This window comes from Campylobacter concisus, assembly GCF_050447485.1.
Taxonomy (GTDB): Bacteria; Campylobacterota; Campylobacteria; order Campylobacterales; family Campylobacteraceae; genus Campylobacter_A; species Campylobacter_A concisus_BQ.
In genome coordinates, this window is record NZ_JALMFY010000001.1 from 1,558,433 (window position 1) to 1,576,397 (window position 17,965).

Consider the following 17,965-nt stretch of genomic DNA (forward strand, 5'->3'; position numbering starts at 1 on the left):
TTGTTAAGTGAAATAGGTCAAATAATTTTTGTATTAGCATGGAATTTGGTAATATTTATATCGTATTTTGAGCAATTGCTATCATCCAAAGGGGATATAATGACCAGAAAATACAAGGTTCTACAAGTTTGCAAATTTTCATTGGGCAAACTGTGGTTTTCGTAATGTAGTAAAGATAAGACTATTGGTGGCAATGGTAATGAATGAGTTTTTCAGTGCTTTCTGGCGAGAATTTCAATATAAAATTGTAGATTTGATCGTATATTTGGCTAATCAGTACTCAATTGTTGCTTGGATCATCTTATATCTTATTGGTTTACCTGTGCTGTATTTTAGTTTCAAGTTTATTCGTCATAGCTTTATAATTTATAGCAGAAATAAAAGTATAAAAATTTTAAAAACAAATATTTTACTTTTAATTTCTATTGTTATTGTTTTTTACTTTCTCATTAAATTTACAATTTATAAATCAGATGGCTATTTAATCTATTTGTGTATTTTTTCATGGATTTCTGCTGTTGGTGTGATTATTTGGATTTTGTGGCCTGAAAAATTTGTGGAAAATAAACCACAAAATAGAAAACCAAAAAAACAAAAGAAGTCAAAAGTTAAATTTGAAAAAAAGAATTCGCTTAATTTTACAAATGTAAAGTTAAAGAATAAACAATGCAGCAGTGGTGATGATACGGTGGCATGATCCATTAATTAAAAACTATATAATAAGACTGATTGAGCCTATAAAAAAGAAAAGATGCTAGTTTAAAATCATTATGAAGTTACGCAAGATTGGCTTTTGGCTGTTGGGAAAAACGCATTGCAACGATCAGGTATAAAAACTATCTCAAAACAGGAATTTAAGAAAGCTAGCGATTTAAGCATGATAAATTATGCGCGATGGGGAGAAGATTTTATTACAAGTTATGCCCCGACTAGGATACCAGAAGCTATTGGGCTGGCATTGGTGGCTGGATTGCTTCTGACCCAAGAGAACAGATAAAAGATACTTATTATTTTTTTAAAAAAGGCATAATAAATACTATAAATTCAATACAAGAAATTAATACAAAAGAGAGAAAGTAGTGGATAGAATTTTTGCGTTTTTTGTGGGTGTTATGTGTTTTTTGCATGTGTTTAGTCTGCTTGTTAATCAAAGCGTAAAGATAGGTGAAAAATTTATTGATTTTAGAAATATGGGGGATTGGTATCTTCTATCAGTACTTGCATTTTTTATTTTAGGCTGTATTGGATTTTATTTTGCCTTGCGTTCCACAAAAAACATCAAAAAATACCCAGAGTATTTAGTATGCCTTAAATGTAAAACTACTTGGTGGTTTGGGCATTTACGCGATAAAAGTAAATGCAATTTTTGTGGTGGCGAGGTGATGGATGCAAATAAATATGGTGACTATATAAGAAAACTAGAATTTTTAGAAAAAAGGAAAAAAGGACCCAAAAGAAGAAGCATTAGAAATAAACGAAAAAAAGATAAAGGCAATGTTGATGATTGATGTAAATTTACGAGTAAATAGGCTTAAGTCATGATTAAAATACGGATCGTGATAGCAATATTTTTTACATTGTTATCATCTTTAAATTTATATAAACTATTAACAGACGAAGGCTATAAAGGAGGAAAAGTATATGTAGTATCAACTGCGCAGTCTATAATCATGCAGATAGTTTTAATTATTTTGTTGATCACATATACGATATATTTGATAAGGTTAAATTCTAAAATACCAGAATTTACAAAGTGCCCAAAGTGTAAAAATAGTTATAATTACGCTAATACTAAAAATGGCAAATGCCCTAAATGTAATGTTGAAACAATAGAAGTTGAAAAATATTATAGACAGTTTCCAGATGAGTTGAAAAATTTAGAAAAAGATAAAAGTGTTTAGACATTCTCTTGCTTTGGGCAGTAGGAGCTGGCTTGTGTGGAGTTTATAAAGAGTGGAAAAACGACAAATGAGAACTAAGATTTTTTTGATTTTTATATCTATTAGTTCATATATTTACGCTTTTAGTTTTTTGGAATTTAATTATATTTCATATCGTGGATTTAAATATTACTTTTCAAATGATGTTGAAAAATTTATATTTTTTGCGTTATTTTTTATATTTGCGAGTTTTTGTATTTTTGGTATTTTTTATAAAGAGAAGCCTAAATGAATAAAATGTTGCAAAAAGATATAAGTAGATCGCATGCATGGGAACAAATAGGCAAAATAGAACCTAGATATTAAATTTGCAAAAGATTGTTTAATGATAATATAGTCTTTGTTTAACAGGAGTAACAATAAGTGACTTATTCTTTTGATAATATAGCAATATAAAAAAATACTTGGAATAGAAAATGAACACTAAATTTGAATTTATCTTTTTAGGTTGTATTTTTCTTTTGGAAGCCATTTGGGCTTTATTTGGTGGCAAAATTTATTTTAGGTTTCATGGTTGGCAAACAATTGATGAAAAAAATATTTTTGGATTTTTCATTGTTGGGTTATTTTTTATATGTTTAGGATTTTTCTACAAATCCAAAGAATAAGTCAAATTTAAAGATGCAAATTTAGAAAACAGCAAAAACAATAACAACAAATTCAAGGAATAACTATGTTTTATAAATTTTTGCTATGGATTTATTGGCTTTGGATTTTTATTTATGTCTATTAGAATATTTGTAAATAAAAAATTCGAAAGATTTGCAATAGAGCATGATTTTTCTAGTTTGGGTGATACTTATTTTATTCCAGCTATTATTAGCTTGGCAGCTAGTTTTGCATTTTTTTATCTTGCCTTCCGTTCCACAAAAAACATCAAAAAATACCCAATTACAAAAATGTCCGAGTAATGCAAATTTTTATTTTATAACACCAAAATCCAAAAAGAGAAATCAAAAAAAGAAAATCAAGAATTTGCTAAAGGTTAAAAATGTAAAATTAAAGGATAAAAGCAAAAGTTGGCGGATTTTGAACTAATTGACAAGGTTTGGAGTAAATCCATTTTTCAGCTTACAAAGTGACAGGATAACAAGTGGACTTAATATCTATTTTTTTAATATCAAATTTAGTGCTTTATTTAATACTATATATAAGTAAGCGATTTATGCTAAATTTCATATATAAATTTCTGAGATTTTTATCTATTTTATGTATTTTTATAGGTTTTGCCATACTTGTTTATTTTGCTTGCTATATTGTCTATTATCACAACAATTGGTCAGAAACAAGCACCGGAATATTAATGGCTATGATAGTTGTTTTTTTTATGAATATGATCTGGCCAGCCATTATATTGATAGATTGGCAAAATAACCCTAAGCACTTTTCTGGCTATTATCAACTATTTTTGAATATATTTCTGATAGTTACTGTTTTTTTGATGGGAGATAACGTTGGCTTTTAATAATATTGGTCTAATTTGCGGATCTGTCGCAAGTTTTATATTTTTGATTTTTTGGCTAAAAGAGTCTAAAAACAAGGGCAGAAAGTTTATTATTAGGTATTTTTTCGTTTTTCTTGGTGCTATAATGATCATCCTGACAAATTTTATAAACATTCCTCAATTTTTTGCATACGACCTAGGTGATAGAAATTTACTCTATATCGCATTTGCTTGTTTATGTCTTCAGCTCATAGTTGATATTTGCTATCTTGCTTGTTCTTTTTTTTGTAAATTTAAACAAATTGATGTGTGAATATAAATAATACTTTTATGAGTCTTAAGCTGGTGGATTCGAGGGGCAATAACAAAAATAGAAATTCTGGAACAAGCGGAGAGTCTTTAAAGTAGGCTAAAAAAGATGTAAAAATTAGTTATTACTCAAAGTGCTAGAAATTTACATCAACAAAATACTGGCGATTTATGTAGTCTTATGCTGGTAGCATATTGATAATAAAGGTAGGCATTTGGGAGAGGCTAATGGGTAGGGGTGCAAAAAGTGAAATCTAAACCAGAATCTAATATTTGTGTTATTTATTATAATAAATTTGATGATAGTTCTGTAAAATCTATCCCTATTGAAAATTGTACGTTAAATGATATTGAGAATGTTTTATTAAATGTATATCCATATGAAAAACATATCCAATTAGATGAAAATGGGAATGAATACCTAAGTGGAGCCTACGATATAACGCCAGAGATAAACAAGATACTGTTTGAAAAATTTGGTATTAAAATAGATATAGAAAATTTCAGTTGCCAATTAGAAGAAGAATATGAGTAAAATGAGTTAAATATGACTACTAATATTTATGTAAAAATACTAAATGAAGATATACCTGTTTGGCGTCCAGTCAAAGCAGTTTATTTAAAGGAAAATATCTTTAAGATAGTAGATAAGACCGATTTTGAAAAACTTGATGAGATGCTAGAATTTAGTTTTGATGATACTGTTGTATGCAAAAATAGCAATGGCAATTTTTATGCTGTAAAACTATATTCATAAAAGGAGTTAGTATTGGCGATTTGGCAATGTGATTTTTACATTTTACCGAGTAACAGCGATGAGGCGGTTTTAAATTTAAAAACATTTGATGATTCTATCCTTTGGCATAAAGTATCAGTTAATAAAGAAATTTTTAATAGTGTTGCTTCTATTTTGCCACAAGTAAAATCATGGTCGGACAGCTTGGACATTTATGGCAATCTAGAGGATAGCTGCCTGCAGATCTCTTTTGACAACAATGGATTGGTAGATGGGGCATTGCTGCGTATAAATTTCACTAGTGAATATAAGGATATTTTAAAATTTATCATATCGTTCTGTGTCAAAAATGATTTTGAGATACTAACTAGCGATCTTCAAAAACTGCCACTTTTATATTCACAAATAGATCAATATATTTCGGGTTCTAAACAAAAAGAAAAATTTATGAAGTTGCAGAAGCTTATTTAATTGATTTTAAGTAGCAAAGAAGGCAAGGTACTAAGAAAATGAAGCTTAAGGATATTTCAAATTTAGCGACTACTGGCTCATAAAGTAATGTAAAAACGAAAAGACAATGACAAAGGAGGTATGGTACAGTGTGGTTACAGATAAGATTTTTATTTATTATCTTATTTTTGTCGGGATGCGGTATTGTTACGAGTGTAGATGATGACAATAAAGAATCTAAAATTTTGAGTATAGATCAATGGATAGACAAAAGATGCGTCAGCATGGGTTATTATTTAATACAAAATCAAAGGAGATAAAATGGAAATAAAAAAATTAATCATGTTTGCTTTGTTAGCATTTGTTTTTACAGCTTGCGCTGAAAAAGAATATATATGTCAAGACCATGAAAAAGATGGTGCAGTATGTGGATATAGACCATAAGTGGCCATAAATATTTAGAAAGGTAGAATTTAAATTTATAGGACGGGCTCAACAAATCCTTGTTTGTATAGAGAACTAGATAAAAAGTAGGTGCTAAGTTATCTAAGCGAATTATATTAAAAATATGGCGACAAATACGAAATAGTGGATGATTTGCGTTAAAATAAGCTTTTAAATTATGATTAATAAATCTCATAATAGATACAATAACAAGATTTCATTATCAGAATAAAAGGAACTCTAATGAAAAATTTAAAACTTATTGTTATATCCACATTACTAATCACATCAAACCTCTACTCAAGTGAAAAAATTCAGCCTAGCTTTGATTGCTCTAAAGCTAAAACAAGAGTAGAAAAGCTAATATGTTCTGATGAAGATATATCAAGAGTAGATAGAGATATGCAAAAAGCTTATGATCTAATGATGGGTAAATATGACCTTGCTTATATGAATGAAGAAGCTAAAGAGGAGATAAAGCCATATTTAGAAAAGCTAAAACAAAGTCAGATCGACTGGGTTAAGTATAGAGATAGGTATTGCAATACAAAAAAAGATGAAAAAGAATTTAATAGCTGTGTCTTTAGTAGATATGTTAATAGAATACAATCTATAGTACCAAGATACGATTGGAGAACAGGTTTTTCAATAAATGATAAAAATAGCACAAATGATCTATGCTATAACTACTTTACTCAAAAATTCTGGATGGACTCCCCAAAGCCCGTAAATAAAGATAATCCACCTTATGGAGAAGATAAAGAGTTTTATGAGAAATTTCTAATCGATGCTCTTGATGAAGATGTTGCAAAAAGAGAGCTAAACACCACCAAGAACTACTACTACACTAAGCTTGACTTTGCTCCAGTTGGAAGCTTTATCATGTGCGTAGGCATAGGCGGAGAAGAAAAAGATATATATGATCTAAGAAGTAAAACATATAAGCCTTATTGCAGACAGTCTAGTTTGCAGTTTAGTGATTTTTTGGATGGTGAGTATATAAGACCTGGGAAAAAACCAGAGTCTGGACTTAAATTTAAAGAGGTAGAAGAGACCAAGGAAGAGTTTAAAAGAAGAGGCTTAGACTATAAAAAGGATGATAACTTTTCAACAGAGGTCTATAAAAAAGCAATAAAGAATGATGCAGATAGTTTTAGTAATGCAATATATAGTACCGATAAAAGCTATGATGCAAACATACTTTCAGATGGGATGGTAAGAATAATATATGCTTCAAATTTAGAGTGGGAAAAAAGAAAGGAAAAATTTGGAGAGTATACATATTCCAATGGTCATTCCAATTCGCCAGCTTTTATAGTTGCTGATAAATTCTTTTTTAGAGTTTATATGGATAAATACGGAAATTATCTGGTTTGTAGAATGCCTATCCAAAGCAGGTTTAAAGATAGAAATGATACTAAGCTTATAAGAGAGTATCTTGAGCAGTTTAAGGAGTTTTAATGAAAAATTTTATAGTTATGTCAATACTACTAATCTCGTCACATCTTTACTCAAACGATCGTATCCAGCCTAGCTTTGATTGCTCTAAAGCTAAAACAAGAGTAGAAAAGCTAATATGTTCTGATGAAGATATATCAAGAGTAGATAGAGATATGCAAAAAGCTTATGATCTAATGATGGGTAAATATGACCTTGCTTATATGAATGAAGAAGCTAAAGAGGAGATAAAGCCATATTTAGAAAAGCTAAAACAAAGTCAGATCGACTGGGTTAAGTATAGAGATAGGTATTGCAATACAAAAAAAGATGAAAAAGAATTTAATAGCTGTGTCTTTAGTAGATATGTTAATAGAATACAATCTATAGTACCAAGATACGATTGGAGAACAGGTTTTTCAATAAATGATAAAAATAGCACAAATGATCTATGCTATAACTACTTTACTCAAAAATTCTGGATGGACTCCCCAAAGCCCGTAAATAAAGATAATCCACCTTATGGAGAAGATAAAGAGTTTTATGAGAAATTTCTAATCGATGCTCTTGATGAAGATGTTGCAAAAAGAGAGCTAAACACCACCAAGAACTACTACTACACTAAGCTTGACTTTGCTCCAGTTGGAAGCTTTATCATGTGCGTAGGCATAGGCGGAGAAGAAAAAGATATATATGATCTAAGAAGTAAAACATATAAGCCTTATTGCAGACAGTCTAGTTTGCAGTTTAGTGATTTTTTGGATGGTGAGTATATAAGACCTGGGAAAAAACCAGAGTCTGGACTTAAATTTAAAGAGGTAGAAGAGACCAAGGAGGAGTTTAAAAAGAGAGGATTAGACTATTTTGTAAAGGAAAATTATGCTGATTTTGCAACAGAAGTCTATAAAAAGACAATAAAAAATGATATAGGTGGCTTTAGTAATAGAATATATGCTACCGATAAAAGCTATGATGCAAATATACTTTCAGATGGAATGGTAAGAATACTATATGCTTCAAATTTACATGGAAAAGAGAGAAAAGATAAATTTGGAGAATATATAGATTCAAGTAATTTTCCTAATGTGCTAACTTTTATGGTAGCTGATAAATTTTTCTTTAGGGTTTATGCTGCGGAAGGTAGTGGAAATCGTTTAGTTTGTAGAATGCCTATCCAAAGCAGATTTAAAGATAGAAATGATACTAAGCTTATAAGAGAGTATCTTGATCAGTTCAAGGAGTTTTAATGCCAATCAATGAGAGAAATGCTAGTAATTTTAAAAATGAGCTAGGAGATACATTAGAAAAAGCTGAAGGCTTTAGAGAAAAACTATATTATGATGGTAAAAATATTGCCACCATAGGTTGTGGTTTTAATGTGACCTTAAAAGAGATACTAAAAAAGTTTGTGACGAGATCTACTCTGATCCTAAGATGAGTGAAGAAGAATTTACTGGGTTACTTAATACCATTAATGGAGTAGGGGTAAAAACTGATGAAAATTTAAGATCTAAGGTATCAGAATATCTAGAGGGTATAAAAACAGAAGATAAAAAGAGCACGAAATTTGGAAAATTTGAGCTAGATGATGATCAAATCATTAATATATTGCCAGAGGTTGTTGAAATATTTAGAGATGGTCTAAATAAAAAACTAGCTTATACCTCTATAAGCCCGCAAGAGAGTAAAATAGATAAATATAGCATAGGTAGTAAAGAATATATAGCTCTAATGAGCATGACATATAATAATCCAAGCCTTGTAGGAGACGGTCTAAAAGCTCACTTAAGAGCTAAAAACCGCTTTGGAGCTTGGTATGAGATAAGGTATAAGAGTAATGGTGATAATGAGATAGGCATAGCCAAACGAAGATTTATAGAGTCGAATGAATTTGGACTTTTTGAAAGTAATGCTAACAATAATGCGGTTAAGCAAAATACCCTAATAGACATAAGCATAAACGCAATATCCTTTGAAGAGTGTTTGGATCTATTCTCTCTTTTAAATGTAGCAAAGATAAAAGATAAAGATGAGCCATCTATAACCTATCTACAAAACGCTATAGCTTATGAGACTACTAAGGAATTTAAAGGTAATAGAACTATAGCTGGCTACTCAAGTGGTAATGCTGACTTTAACGAACACTACAGAAAATACAACACTATCTTGCAATTTTTCGCAGATAAGATAAATGCCCTTTTAAAAGATGTCACCCAAAAGAGCTTTAAACTAGAAGATATCTATGTGATCACCACAAAAGATGATAATAGCCATAATATCTCAAGGATAAATAAGCTCTTAAAGATAAGAGCAGAAAATGGTGAGTTTAGGCCTGAAGCTAAGAGAAATATCTTGCTTATATATCCAACAGCTTCAGCTCTTCCTGTAATGCCTATCCAACCAAAAAACACAACCTTTACTATCGTCTTAGCGGATAATACATCGCTTGATTGTTCAAATTTAAATCCAAATGGAAATAGTAGTGAGAGCGAGATAGTGCTTATGGACTATAAGCAAGACGTAAGAGAGCCTAATAAAAACTCAAGAGATGAAGAGATAAGCTTTATAAAGCCTTCTACAAATGGTGAAACCATCATCTACAAAAATACTAACGACATTTTCATATCACAAGATGAGGGATACGCCTTTAATAGTGGCAATGTAATAACTCTTAACTTCTTTGAAAAAATGAGCTTTAATCTCTTAAATTTCGCCAAAGAAAACAGCTATAGTATAAGAAGCGACAAGGCTTCAAGTATGTTTGATATAAAGCTAAGGCTACCAGATACTACTGATAGTATCTCAACTAAAAGCGAAGGAAATTTCCACTTAGTGGTCACTAATCTAATCATAGAAGATGAAGAGGGCAAAAGCTGTGATATAAAAGAGGTATATCTTCATAATGGTGAAGATAAAAGGGTCTATCCCTCTTACTACCTAAAGAAAAACGATGATAAAGACGCAGATAGTAATAGTAGCTCTAAAAACTCATATACGGCTAAATTTAGAATAAATATAAATTTAGACAAAAACTCTTCAGGCTTTAAAAAGACTTCAAAATTTATCATAGCTACATTTGATCTAAGCAAAAGGTATGACACTGGCGAGATACATGCCAAAGAAGATACTGCTGTTGTAACTTTGGCTAGTAAAGATAAAAAAGATGGGGGTGCTGAGTTTAACATCAAAGTATCTACGGTCGTTTATCAAAAAAATATAACTGAGATAAGGTTAAATACCTTAGAAAACACTAGCGCTACAAATCTAACCACAAATGATACTTTAAATTTAGAGGCTGTTTATCTACCAAATAAGGGAGATGATGACTACAAAGAGGTAAGCTGGGCATATAAGGTGATAAGAGAGGATAAATATAATAGTGAGGTTATGGTAGATAAGGTAGCAGGGGCGATAAATTTAAGCGAAGAGAAATTTAAAGGTAAAAAGATCACCTTTAGCCCAAAAGATGATATAAAAGATAAAGAGTTACTAAAAAGACTAAATCATGGCAACCATATCATAATGTTTTTTGCCTATCTAAGATTACCTGCGTTTAAGACTAAATTTGGAAAGACACATATTAGAGTAGATATAAAAGCACCTATCTATTTAAAATACTCTAATGGCAAGCTTTGTATATATGAGTTTGGGCATACTGATGCCACTATGTGCTTTGATACAAGCTTGTCTGGCGGTATCTTTGATAAAGAGAGCAAAGATGAGAAAGTAGAGCATATGCCTAAAGGAACGTACTATATAAACTCGAATTTAAGCAGTGGTGATATAGATATATATGAAGATGATAAGCTAAGTGAGACATGCTACCAAAGCATAGATGGCAAAGATAGATCATATATAGAGCCATGCAAAATTTATGCAAGAGATAGCAATATACAAAGAGCATCATCTATAAAAAGCGGAATAAATTTGATAGATAGTGAGAATAAAAACAGATTTATCCAAAAATTTAACGAAGTAAAACAAAGAGTTGGACTAGATAGTAAAGAGGTTAAGTTAGAGGTTGAGTAAGGAGCTATATTCTAGTTTTATATTTTGGCATTTGTAATAACAGACAAGCAAATTAGCTAAATTTTAGCTATCTCTTAATGTATTTGCTACTACTTTCCATTCGCATTTGAGCTTTTCAAAGCTAAATTTAGCATTTGCAGGGCTGGTTGATGGTAGTTTTGTTACCTCGTTTTTTGTCGCTTTTATGATCTCATCTTCTAAGTATTTTTTACAAATTTCATAAGCTTTGCCGCCGTTTGCGAATACCTGTGCTATGCGCGCGCCGCTAAAAATCGGCTCTAAATTTACAGGTATGATCTTGCTCATTTTTGCGTCGCTTGAGCCCTCTATCTCGCATGATATCGCCGCGTCATATATCGCGATGTGATGAGAAAGTAAAAATTTTATCTTTTCGTCCGTACTTTCTGGCACGGCAGCGTTTAAAATCGCAGCTAACACCCTCCAAAAGCGGTTTTGCGGATTTGTATAGTAAAAGCCAAATTTACGAGATATGACAGAGGGAAATGAGCCTAGGATCAAAATTTTAGAGTTTTTATCAAAGATTGGCTTAAAAGGGTGTGTTTGGCTCATATTTTACCTTTTAAATTTATGGGTAATTTTAGATAATGATATATAAAATTTGCTTTAGAAGTTAAATTTAAGGAGCTGCAGTGCCTTGGTGCAAGATGAGGTTTTTCGATAAGGGTTGGATAAGTGGCGATCTAGACGATGATGGGTTTGAAAAGAGGATAGAGGATTATGGCTCGTATATAAGGTCTTTTTATGGCGAGCTAAAGACGCTTGAGAGAATTTTTGTAGATATAAATTTTAGTGACGCAAAGATAGTATCTTTTGCCCTTATGAAAAGCGGCGCTAGGGTTAAATTTTACATCGGAGACTTGCAAAATGGCTACTACGAGCTAAGTGCCCTTTTTAAAAATTTTCATATAGATGATAGCGCTCTTGGAGAGATCATAGCCAGTGAAGTGGCTTTTGTGGAGAAGAAATTTTATTTTTCATATATGATGGGCGATCTTAAGGAGCGTCATTTTGCCTTTGACGAGATATTCAGTATTAAATTTAAAAAGATTTCAAGCAAGATGTATTCTAGCTGCTAGAGTAAATTTTAGGTGCAAAAGCACCTAAAATTTAATTGATTTCGTCGCTAAAGTCTGCTAGGCTAAGGCGTTTTAGCTGGCGGTAGCGTCTTTGCGCGTCGGCCTTGTTTTTAGCTAATAGCTCGTCTGCATGCTCAGGGTTGGTTTTCTTAAGCGAGTTGTAGCGAACTTCGTTTAGCAAAAACTCTTCATAAAGTGACCAATCAGGCTCTTTTGAAGTGATTTTAAGCGGATTTTGTCCCTCTTTTAAAAGGCGCGGATCGTATAGGTATGTCGGCCAGTATCCGCATTTTGTAGCGAGTTCGCCCTGGCCGCCTGACTGTGACAAGCCGCCTTTGATGCCGTGAGCGATGCACGGAGAGTAGGCGATGATGAGGCTTGGGCCATCATACGCTTCAGCCGCTGCGATCGCTTTTATCACGTTTGCTTGGCTTGCGTTTGAGTTGATCTGCGCTACGAAAATGTTGCCGTAAGTCATCGCGATGTAGCCAAGGTCCTTTTTCTGAGCTGGCTTGCCACTGGCTGTAAACTGCGCTATCGAGCCTGCGCGGCTTGATTTTGAGCTTTGGCCGCCAGTGTTTGAATAAACTTCGGTGTCAAGCACTAGCACATTTACGTTCTCGCCGCTTGCTAGCACGTGGTCAAGTCCGCCAAAGCCGATGTCATACGCCCAGCCGTCGCCGCCGATGATCCATTGGGACTTTTTGACTAGGAATTTCTTAAGCTCTAAAATTTCTTTAACGCCTGGCGCGCTTAAATTTTGCTCTAAAATAGGCAATAAATTTTTCGTGATCTCTTGTGTTTTTTCGCCATCATTTTTGAAATTTATCCAGTCGTTGTAAAGCGCTGAAAGTGCGTTTGGCACGCTATCTATATTGTTTCTCATTATATCTTCAATGCGGTGGCGCATAGTCTCCATCGCTACGTTCATACCCATGCCAAACTCGGCGTTATCTTCAAATAGCGAATTTGCCCACGCAACGCCCTTGCCTTCGTCATTTGTGGTGTATGGAGTAGATGGGGCTGAGCCGCCATATATTGAGCTACAACCAGTCGCGTTTGCCACGATCATACGCTCGCCAAAGAGCCTTGTAATAAGCGTGATATACGGAGTTTCGCCACATCCCGGGCAAGCGCCGTGGAATTCAAAGAGCGGCTTAGCAAAGCCAACGCCTTTAACGCTCTCTTTGTTCATGAGATCGTCTTTATAAGCGACCTTTTTAAATAGATAATCAGCGTTTTCTTGTTCGTTTTTGCCTAGCTCTTCTTCAAGCGGCACCATGACGAGCGATTTTTCTTTGCTTGGGCAGTTTTGCGCGCACAGCTCGCAGCCGGTGCAGTCTAGCGGGCTTACTTGGATTTTATATTTTAGTCCCTTGACCTCTTTGCCTTTGGCTTCTAAATTGTGCTCTTTTACGCCATCTGGGGCTGCGCTAAGCTCGTTTTCGTCTATCAAAAATGGCCTGATGACAGCGTGTGGGCAGACAAATGCGCACTGGTTGCACTGGATGCAGTTTTGCTCGATCCATTTTGGTACCATGACGCCAACGCCGCGTTTCTCGTAAGCCGTCGTGCCAGCTTCAAAGTGTCCGTCCTCGTATCCTATGAAGGCTGAGACTGGTAGGCTATCACCGCGAGCCGCATTTATCGGTTTTACGACGTTTTCGATGAAGCTGTTGCCGATGTATTTTTCATCTTTTTGTTCATCATCTGCTAAATTTGTCCACGCAGGATCGACTGGCACTTTTATGAGCCCATTTGCGCCAACGTCGATAGCGTTGTAGTTCATCTGCACGATCGCTTCGCCCTTTTTAGCGTAGGCTTTGTGAGCGTACTCTTTCATGTATTTTTGCGCATCTTCAAATGGTATGATGTCAGCAAGCTTGAAAAATGCCGACTGCATTATGGTATTTGTGCGGTTTTTAAGACCGATGTCGTGCGCTAGTTTGGTTGCGTTTATGATGTAGAAATTTATATTTTTGCTAGCTAAAATTTTCTTAACTTTATTTGGCAGCTTCGCTATGGTCTGCTCTGCGTCCCAGATAGAGTTTAATAAAAATGTGCCGTTTTCTCTGATGCCATCAATTACATCGTAAATTTCAAGATATGCCGCGACTGAGCAAGCCACAAAGTGCGGGTTTGAGACGAGATAAGTCGAGCGGATCGGCTTTTTGCCAAAGCGAAGGTGCGAGCGTGTGTAGCCGCCTGATTTTTTACTATCGTAGGCAAAATATGCCTGCGCGTAAAGGTCGGTTTTATCGCCGATGATCTTTATCGAGTTTTTGTTTGCGCCCACGGTGCCATCAGCGCCAAGGCCGTAAAATAAGCACTCTTTAACGCTCTCGTCGCTTAGTGAAATTTTCTCTCCAGTTGGTAGCGACGTAAATGTCACGTCATCGACGATACCAACCGTAAAGCCGTCTTTTGGCTCGTTTTGGTTTAAATTTTCAAATACAGCTAGCATCTGCGCAGGATCGACGTCCTTTGAGCTTAGGCCGTATCTGCCGCCAACTATGACTGGTGCGTCCTTTTGGCCGTAAAACGCTGCTTTTATATCAAGATATAGTGGCTCGCCAAGGCTGCCAGGCTCTTTTGTGCGGTCAAGGACGGCTATTTTTTTCACGCTCTTTGGCATCACGTCAAATAGGTACTTTATGCTAAATGGGCGGTACAAATGCACCTTGATGATGCCCACCTTTTCGCCTTTTGCGTTTAGATAGTCCACGACCTCTTCAAGAGTTTGCGTCACTGAGCCCATAGCCACGATGACGCGTGTCGCTTCCGGGTCGCCGTAGTAGTTAAACGGCTTGTAGTCACGGCCAGTGATCTTTGAAATTTCAGCTAGGTAGTTTGCTACGATATCTGGCACTGTGTCATAGAAGCGGTTGCTTAGCTCTCGTGTTTGAAAATATATATCGTCATTTTGCGCTGTGCCACGAGTTTTTGGGCTCTCTGGATTTAGTGCATTGTCTCTAAATTTCTGCAACGCTTCGCGGTCTAGCAGTCTATCAAAGTGCGCGTAGTCAAGCACCTCGACCTTTTGAATTTCATGGCTCGTTCTAAAGCCGTCAAAGAAGTGTAAAAATGGCACTCTGCCCTTAATCGCTGCTAAATGCGCCACGCCAGCGATATCCATCACCTCTTGCACTGAGCCGCTTGCTAGCATAGCAAAGCCAGTTTGACGACAGGCATAGATGTCTTGGTGGTCGCCAAATATTGAAAGAGCCTGCGCTGCTAGAGAGCGAGCTGAGACGTGGATGACGCCAGGGAGGAGCTGGCCTGCGATCTTATACATATTTGGGATTTTTAAAAGTAGGCCTTGAGAAGCTGTGTAGGTCGTAGTTAGCGCACCAACTTGTAGCGAGCCATGCACCGTGCCAGCTGCGCCGCCTTCGCTTTGCATTTCGACCACTTTTACTGGCATACCAAATAAATTTTTCTTGCCCTGCGCTGCCCAAAGGTCAGTGTAGTCAGCCATAGGCGAGCTAGGAGTGATAGGGTAAATTCCAGCTACTTCGGTAAATGCGTATGACGCGTAAGCTGCGGCCTCGTTTCCGTCCATAGTTTTCATTATTTTTGACATATTTCCGCCTTAAAATTATCTTAAAAATGGCTTTATTATAAGGAAATAATCCAAAATTTGTCATTAATCTCTATCATTAAAAAATTAAAATTTATAAATAACTAAGATGTAAGTCAAATTTTAATATTGTAGAGGCAAAGTAAAAAGGATAAAATTTTGATAAATGTCCATAAAATAGCCTATCTAAGGGTTATAGCACTAGCTTTTGCAGCTTTTATATTTAACACGACAGAATTTGTCCCAGTGCCGCTTTTAAGCGATATGGCGAAGGATTTTGGCATGAGTACGGCTGATACTGGGCTCATCATCACGATATATGCGTGGAGTGTGACGATACTCTCGCTACCATTTATGCTTTTAACTGCAAATTTAGAGCGAAGGTCACTACTTTTAAAGGTTTTTATCATTTTTGTCGCTTCTCACGCACTTTGCGCGGTTGCTTGGAATTTCACGGTTTTAGTCATAGCTCGCGTGCTAATAGCCATCTCACACGCCGTATTTTGGTCGATCACCGCCTCGCTTGCCGTCAGGGTCGCACCTATCAATAAAAGCTCGCAAGCTCTGGGACTTTTGGCACTTGGCACATCGATGGCGATGATACTTGGCTTGCCACTTGGCAGGATTTTAGGCGATAGCTTGGGCTGGCGTGTCACATTTGGGCTGATAGGGATCTTTGCTGTGGGGGTTGGCGCTTGGCTATATAAAATTTTGCCACTTTTGCCTAGCAAAAACTCAGGCTCGCTAAAAAGCCTACCAGAGTTAGCAAGAAATGGCTTTTTGATGGTGATATTTTTGCTAACTGCTATCGTTATCAGCGCGCATTTTAGCACCTATAGCTACATCGAGCCGTTTGCTAAAGACATAAGCGGTTTTGATGGTAAATTTATCACCATATTTTTGCTTTTGTTTGGCGTCGCTGGCATCGTAGCAAGCGTGCTTTTCTCTAAATTTTATAAGCTCATACCAAATGCTTTTACAGCTATCTCAATAGCGATCATTTTAGCCTGCTTGCTGGAACTAAATTTGATCGCTATAAACGAGAGCTTGATGCTTGTGCTTGCCTTTATCTGGGGGCTTGGCATAGCTGGGATAAATATGAGCTTTCAGATAAAGGTGCTAAGCTTAGCCTCAAACGCCACAGACGCTGCGATGGCGATATACTCGGCTATTTACAATATCGGCATAGGAGCTGGCGCACTCATAGGACATCAGACGATAGTTCGCCTTGGAGAGCAAAATATCGGCAACGTTGGTAGCCTTTTTGCAGCGGTTGGGCTTGTCATCTTTCTCGTTGCGGCGGTTAAATTTAAAAAGGCTAATTAAATTTAGCCTTTTTAAACAACCAAAAACGTTACAAATTTCTACAAATAAGTGATAATAAATATCATAACTAAGAATAATTTTAGCTAAGCTTTTTTATAATCGTTATCAGAAAACGAATAAATTTTAGGAGCTTGTTATGTCAGTTTTAGTTATCGGAGCAGATGAGATCACGCCTATTAAGGCTGTTTTGCATGATTTGGGGGCTGAGAAGATAGAGCACTGGGACGCTAGAAACGAAAACCGCGTAAATCGCAAGCCGATCCCACAAGACACCGAGTGCGTGGTGATGCTCACTAGCTTTTTAAATCACAACACGATGAAGACCATTAAAACTCAAGCAAAAAAGAGAAATATCCCTATCGTTTGTGCTAAAAGAAGCGTTAGTTGCGTATTTTGCGAGTATTGTAAGGTCTTTGGCCTAGATAAGGAATTTGGATGCAAAGAATAATCGATGAAGTTCGGGTTTTTATCAGATATTGGCGAAATAACTCCAAGTATTTTTGCAAAGCTTGACAAGCTTTCACGTGCGAAAATTTTCATCGCACTTTATAATGTTGGCGTTGAGGGCGAGCTAAAGATCCCGCTTTCTTACGCTAAATTTCTAAATTTCAAAGATATTTTTGAGGCTAGGATAAATTTCTTGCTGCGTGAGAAATTTTTAAATTTCAAACCAGTTGATAGCTTTTGCATGCCTTCAAACATCATCATAAATGCTTATTTGAAAAATGACTTTAAAGCGTTGAAATTTGTAGCGAAAGAGCCAAAGATGGCAGCTGCAAAGATGATAAAGATGCTTTATAAAAGCGGGAAATTTGAGTTTTTCATTGACGCAGGGCAGATGTTTTGCCAGTTTGTTTATGATAAAATACGCCTCCGCCATCAGGACAAAGAGGTCGTGCTAAACGGCGGCGTCATCTCGGTCAAAAAAAATGGCAAAAATTTACTCAGCGTCATGCCAAGCTTTAAAAGGGTGAGCTTTGATGATATGAGAAATTTAAACGACGACATCGATGCAGCCGTTTGCGCGCTTGGTAGTGAGTGCGAGATGGTTTATATCGTCTGCCCTAGAAATGAGGAATTTAGGCGGCATGTTGAGGTTAGGCACTGCTTTGCAAGAGGGTGCATAAAGCTCGTGCCTTATACGATTATTAGTAAAATTTTTTAAAAAGGATA

Annotated in this window: 18 protein-coding genes; 16 read left to right on the top strand and 2 right to left on the bottom strand. The window is 35.5% G+C overall.

Translation table 11 applies throughout. The features are described from left to right. Positions 1-187 precede the first annotated feature (187 nt). The 12 genes from MTT29_RS07880 to MTT29_RS07935 all read left to right on the top strand — a co-directional run bounded on the left by MTT29_RS07880 (position 188) and on the right by MTT29_RS07935 (position 10,789). Complete coding sequence (locus MTT29_RS07880) at positions 188-697, top strand: hypothetical protein (RefSeq protein WP_429800272.1); 510 nt, start codon at positions 188-190, stop codon at positions 695-697. 382 nt (positions 698-1,079) lie between these two features. Continuing rightward, entirely contained in the window at positions 1,080-1,508 is a 429-nt protein-coding gene (locus tag MTT29_RS07885) for a hypothetical protein (RefSeq protein WP_429800273.1), read from the top strand. 48 nt (positions 1,509-1,556) lie between these two features. Next, positions 1,557-1,901: a hypothetical protein gene (locus MTT29_RS07890; RefSeq protein ID WP_429800274.1), complete on the top strand. Its 345-nt coding sequence runs from the start codon at positions 1,557-1,559 to the stop codon at positions 1,899-1,901. A 455-nt stretch (positions 1,902-2,356) separates the two neighbouring features. Next, on the top strand, positions 2,357-2,548 hold the full coding sequence (locus tag MTT29_RS07895) for a hypothetical protein (protein WP_429800275.1): 192 nt from the start codon (positions 2,357-2,359) through the stop codon (positions 2,546-2,548). A gap of 1,383 nt (positions 2,549-3,931) precedes the next feature. After that, entirely contained in the window at positions 3,932-4,228 is a 297-nt protein-coding gene (locus MTT29_RS07900) for a hypothetical protein (protein ID WP_429800276.1), read from the top strand. Positions 4,229-4,240: 12 nt separating this feature from the next. After that, a complete protein-coding gene (locus tag MTT29_RS07905) occupies positions 4,241-4,450 on the top strand; it encodes a hypothetical protein (protein WP_429800277.1) in 210 nt (69 codons plus the stop codon). Positions 4,451-4,462: 12 nt separating this feature from the next. Further along, positions 4,463-4,900, top strand: coding sequence for a hypothetical protein (locus tag MTT29_RS07910; protein ID WP_429800278.1), 438 nt, complete (start codon positions 4,463-4,465; stop codon positions 4,898-4,900). Between the two features lie 300 nt (positions 4,901-5,200). Beyond that, complete coding sequence (locus MTT29_RS07915) at positions 5,201-5,323, top strand: hypothetical protein (RefSeq protein WP_257784944.1); 123 nt, start codon at positions 5,201-5,203, stop codon at positions 5,321-5,323. Positions 5,324-5,566: 243 nt separating this feature from the next. Further along, positions 5,567-6,784, top strand: coding sequence for a lysozyme inhibitor LprI family protein (locus tag MTT29_RS07920; RefSeq protein WP_429800279.1), 1,218 nt, complete (start codon positions 5,567-5,569; stop codon positions 6,782-6,784). Then, complete coding sequence (locus tag MTT29_RS07925; RefSeq protein ID WP_429800280.1) at positions 6,784-8,007, top strand: lysozyme inhibitor LprI family protein; 1,224 nt, start codon at positions 6,784-6,786, stop codon at positions 8,005-8,007. The genes MTT29_RS07920 and MTT29_RS07925 overlap by 1 nt, the downstream gene beginning before the upstream one ends. After that, positions 8,007-8,198 carry a hypothetical protein gene (locus MTT29_RS07930; RefSeq protein ID WP_429800281.1) on the top strand — a complete coding sequence of 64 codons (192 nt, stop codon included), beginning with the start codon at positions 8,007-8,009 and terminating at the stop codon, positions 8,196-8,198. The genes MTT29_RS07925 and MTT29_RS07930 overlap by 1 nt, the downstream gene beginning before the upstream one ends. Next, on the top strand, positions 8,195-10,789 hold the full coding sequence (locus MTT29_RS07935; RefSeq protein ID WP_429800282.1) for a hypothetical protein: 2,595 nt from the start codon (positions 8,195-8,197) through the stop codon (positions 10,787-10,789). The genes MTT29_RS07930 and MTT29_RS07935 overlap by 4 nt, the downstream gene beginning before the upstream one ends. A 63-nt stretch (positions 10,790-10,852) precedes the next feature. On the opposite strand, the gene MTT29_RS07940 is transcribed toward MTT29_RS07935, so the two are convergent. After that, positions 10,853-11,359, bottom strand: a complete 507-nt coding sequence (locus MTT29_RS07940; protein ID WP_429800283.1) for a DNA-deoxyinosine glycosylase — start codon at positions 11,357-11,359, stop codon at positions 10,853-10,855. An 80-nt stretch (positions 11,360-11,439) separates the two neighbouring features. On the opposite strand from MTT29_RS07940, the gene MTT29_RS07945 reads away from it, so the two are divergent. Next, the gene (locus MTT29_RS07945; RefSeq protein WP_429800284.1) at positions 11,440-11,886 is read left to right on the top strand and encodes a hypothetical protein; all 447 of its coding nucleotides are present in this window, start codon (positions 11,440-11,442) and stop codon (positions 11,884-11,886) included. A 31-nt stretch (positions 11,887-11,917) separates the two neighbouring features. Here MTT29_RS07945 and nifJ read toward each other — a convergent pair whose 3' ends face one another. After that, positions 11,918-15,469, bottom strand: a complete 3,552-nt coding sequence (nifJ, locus tag MTT29_RS07950) for a pyruvate:ferredoxin (flavodoxin) oxidoreductase (RefSeq protein ID WP_429800285.1) — start codon at positions 15,467-15,469, stop codon at positions 11,918-11,920. A 156-nt stretch (positions 15,470-15,625) separates the two neighbouring features. Between nifJ and MTT29_RS07955 the strand changes: the two genes are divergently transcribed. The 3 genes from MTT29_RS07955 (at position 15,626) to MTT29_RS07965 (ending at position 17,957) form a co-directional block, all read left to right on the top strand. After that, positions 15,626-16,792, top strand: a complete 1,167-nt coding sequence (locus MTT29_RS07955) for a sugar transporter (RefSeq protein WP_429800286.1) — start codon at positions 15,626-15,628, stop codon at positions 16,790-16,792. Between the two features lie 136 nt (positions 16,793-16,928). Beyond that, positions 16,929-17,240, top strand: coding sequence for a DUF2325 domain-containing protein (locus tag MTT29_RS07960; RefSeq protein WP_002939277.1), 312 nt, complete (start codon positions 16,929-16,931; stop codon positions 17,238-17,240). 3 nt (positions 17,241-17,243) lie between these two features. Next, entirely contained in the window at positions 17,244-17,957 is a 714-nt protein-coding gene (locus MTT29_RS07965; RefSeq protein ID WP_429800287.1) for a hypothetical protein, read from the top strand. The last annotated feature ends 8 nt before the right edge of the window (positions 17,958-17,965 follow it).

Excerpts from the sequence above, each read along its gene's own strand:
- MTT29_RS07960 (WP_002939277.1), top strand. The coding sequence starts at position 16,929 with ATGTCAGTTTTAGTTATCGGAGCAGATGAGATCACGCCTATTAAGGCT.
- MTT29_RS07905 (WP_429800277.1), top strand. The coding sequence starts at position 4,241 with ATGACTACTAATATTTATGTAAAAATACTAAATGAAGATATACCTGTT.
- MTT29_RS07920 (WP_429800279.1), top strand. The coding sequence starts at position 5,567 with ATGAAAAATTTAAAACTTATTGTTATATCCACATTACTAATCACATCA.
- MTT29_RS07895 (WP_429800275.1), top strand. The coding sequence starts at position 2,357 with ATGAACACTAAATTTGAATTTATCTTTTTAGGTTGTATTTTTCTTTTG.
- MTT29_RS07915 (WP_257784944.1), top strand. The coding sequence starts at position 5,201 with ATGGAAATAAAAAAATTAATCATGTTTGCTTTGTTAGCATTTGTTTTT.
- MTT29_RS07925 (WP_429800280.1), top strand. The coding sequence starts at position 6,784 with ATGAAAAATTTTATAGTTATGTCAATACTACTAATCTCGTCACATCTT.
- MTT29_RS07930 (WP_429800281.1), top strand. The coding sequence starts at position 8,007 with ATGCCAATCAATGAGAGAAATGCTAGTAATTTTAAAAATGAGCTAGGA.
- MTT29_RS07940 (WP_429800283.1), bottom strand. The coding sequence starts at position 11,359 with ATGAGCCAAACACACCCTTTTAAGCCAATCTTTGATAAAAACTCTAAA.
- MTT29_RS07965 (WP_429800287.1), top strand. The coding sequence starts at position 17,244 with ATGAAGTTCGGGTTTTTATCAGATATTGGCGAAATAACTCCAAGTATT.
- MTT29_RS07935 (WP_429800282.1), top strand. The coding sequence starts at position 8,195 with ATGAGTGAAGAAGAATTTACTGGGTTACTTAATACCATTAATGGAGTA.
- nifJ (WP_429800285.1), bottom strand. The coding sequence starts at position 15,469 with ATGTCAAAAATAATGAAAACTATGGACGGAAACGAGGCCGCAGCTTAC.